The sequence below is a fragment of the Nocardia sp. NPDC060220 genome, from assembly GCF_042727815.1.
Lineage (GTDB): Bacteria > Actinomycetota > Actinomycetes > Mycobacteriales > Mycobacteriaceae > Nocardia.
This window is the reverse complement of record NZ_JBHWZY010000981.1, coordinates 1-2,361: the sequence shown is the minus strand read 5'-3', so window position 1 is coordinate 2,361 and position 2,361 is coordinate 1. Positions and strand designations below refer to the sequence as shown.

Here is a 2,361-nt window from a genome sequence, read left to right as displayed (position 1 = left end):
CCTCCTGCGCCCGCGTTCAGCCGTTGGACTCGAAGTGCTGCTTGAGGTTGCGCAGCGTGCGGCGGATGTTCTTGCGCTGGAATTCCACGAAGGTGTCGCCGCCGGTGGCGATCCGGTCGAAGACCTGAACCGCCGCGTCCGGCCATGACTTGCGATCGTCGTGCCAGGTCTCGGTGACCAGGGTGCCACCGTCGTCCGGCTCGAACCGGTAGTCCCAGGTCGCGATACCCGCGCGGATCCATGGCCGCCGGACGCCGATCGCCTCGACGCGGAACGCGAACCGCTTTCCCGGCTCGGCCGCGATCACCACGCAGCTGGTCACCCAGCGAGCACCGCCACGCTTGTTCAACCCTTCGAATTCCATTCCCACATAAGTGGACTCGCGCGGTTGGGCCACCTTGGCGCCACGGTTCTCCGGGCTCCACCGACCCATCAGAGTCGGATCGCTGACCTGCTGATAGATGGACACCGGATCGGCAGCGATGTCGATGCTGTCGAAGACGGTCGTGGTGCGGCTCATGGGCACGAACCTAGCCGACTGTGGTGTCGGCGCCGTAGCTCGGTGATCGCCGCCTCGGCGGACCGAGGGCATCTCACAGCATGTCGTCCGAAAAACTATGTCGGATAGTAAATTGGGCGGGCGGCATCCGGTCCGGTGGTGTTGTCGCGGCGGACGAGGGGGAGCGATGAAGGGGCTCGGGGCGCTGGAGAGCCAGGTGATGGCTGTCCTGTGGGAGAGTTCGGCGGCGCTGTCGGTGCATGATCTGGTGGATCGGTTGGACAACGACCAGCGGGTTCCCGCGTACACCACCGTGCTGACCGTGGTGACGCATCTGTGGGAGAAGAAGTGGGTGCGGCGCGAGAAGGTCGGGCGTTCCTATCGATACCGGCCCAGCCGAACCCGGGCCGAGGCGACGACCGATCTGCTGCGCGAGATCCTCGACGCCAGCCCCGACGCTCCCGCGGTGCTGTTGCATCTGGTCCGCACGGCCAGTGCGCCCGAGGTCGAGGCGCTGCGCCGGGGACTCTCCGACGACGAGCGCGGACCATGATCCTGCTGACCGCGTTGCTGGCGGCCGGTATCGCGCTGGCTGTGCTCGCTCCAGCGTTCCTGTCCCGGGTCGATTTCACCGCCGCCCCGGTCGCCGGGTTGGTGGCGTGGCTGGGTGCGCTCGTCGCGACGATCGGCTGTGGGGTGCTGGCCGTGATCGCGTTGGCGTGGCCGGGCGATCCGCCGGGAAATGTGTTGGCGGGCACCGTGGTGCGCAGTCTGGCCGCGGTCGAACCGGCGGTCGTCACCTGGGCGGCGGGGCTGATCATGCCGATCGCCGTGGTCGCCACCATCGTACCGACCGGACAGCTAACACGGATCGTCGTCGGCTACCGGGGGCGCGGGGCCGCGCTGCGCCGCAAGCATCGGGAGTTGGTCGAGATGGTGGGCCGGGTCGATGGGGCTGGGGCGAAACTGGTACGGCTCGATCATCCGATTCCGCTGGCGTACAGCGTCGCCGGGCGCGGTGGGTACGTGGTGGTCACCGACGGTCTGCGGAGCTGCCTGACCGAACCGCAGTGGCGTGCGGTACTCGCGCACGAACACGCGCATCTGCGCGGGTTCCATCACCACATTCTCGGCATCTGTCAGGTTCTCGCCCAGGCCTTTTCGTGGATTCCGCTCTTCGCCGCGGCCCCGGTCGCCGTTGCCACCTTGGTCGAATTCGCCGCCGATCGGTCGGCCGCGGCCTCGACCGATTCGCGGGCGCTGTCCGGGGCGCTGCATACCGTCGCCTCCCGCATGCCGTCGATTCCGGGCACGCCGCTGCGGTTGATCGATGACTCGCTGTCGATGCGTCTCGAGTGCCTGGCGGCCGCGCCGGAGTCTCGTGCCGTCGCACGCCGAACGGCGATCACGATGCTGGTCGCCATGATGCTGCTCGCGCCTGCGGCGGCGGTGGCCGTGGTCGGTGTGAGTGCGGCACTGGTGAGCGCGCTGGTGGTCTGAGAACCCGCCACGAAAAACTATGTTCCATAGTATTTTGACCGAGAAAGGTGAAATACCTCTAGTTCAGAATTGAGAAGTCTTGCGTTCCACCATCTCCCGTCGGGGACCAGCAGGTTCGACGTACCTACCGATACTCGCCGTCACCCTGATCGCCACAGGCCTCGCGGGGCCGGGGCACGCCACCGCTGATCCGGGACAGACCCGCTATTCGCTGGTCGACGGCTGCTACCGAATCGACACGCCGACAGGGCCGTTGGTCCCGGGAGCCGGGCCGTACCGGATGCGGGCGACAGCGCTCGGCGAATACCTGCTCTACGGTCGCAACGGCGACGTCCTGGCAGCCGGACAGGGGGCGACCAGCC

Annotated in this window: 3 protein-coding genes and 1 pseudogene; 3 read left to right on the top strand and 1 reads right to left on the bottom strand. The window is 67.6% G+C overall.

Translation table 11 applies throughout. From position 1 onward, the window contains the following. Positions 1-16 precede the first annotated feature (16 nt). Complete coding sequence (locus tag ACFWF3_RS32570) at positions 17-520, bottom strand: SRPBCC family protein (RefSeq protein ID WP_379317693.1); 504 nt, start codon at positions 518-520, stop codon at positions 17-19. 166 nt (positions 521-686) lie between these two features. On the opposite strand from ACFWF3_RS32570, the gene ACFWF3_RS32565 reads away from it, so the two are divergent. The 3 genes and pseudogenes from ACFWF3_RS32565 to ACFWF3_RS32555 form a co-directional block, all read left to right on the top strand. After that, positions 687-1,052, top strand: coding sequence for a BlaI/MecI/CopY family transcriptional regulator (locus tag ACFWF3_RS32565; protein ID WP_378989721.1), 366 nt, complete (start codon positions 687-689; stop codon positions 1,050-1,052). Then, positions 1,049-1,999: a M56 family metallopeptidase gene (locus ACFWF3_RS32560; protein ID WP_379317691.1), complete on the top strand. Its 951-nt coding sequence runs from the start codon at positions 1,049-1,051 to the stop codon at positions 1,997-1,999. Before ACFWF3_RS32565 ends, ACFWF3_RS32560 begins: the two co-directional genes overlap by 4 nt. A 79-nt stretch (positions 2,000-2,078) precedes the next feature. Then, a pseudogene (locus tag ACFWF3_RS32555) lies at positions 2,079-2,361 on the top strand (hypothetical protein); the annotation flags it as partial.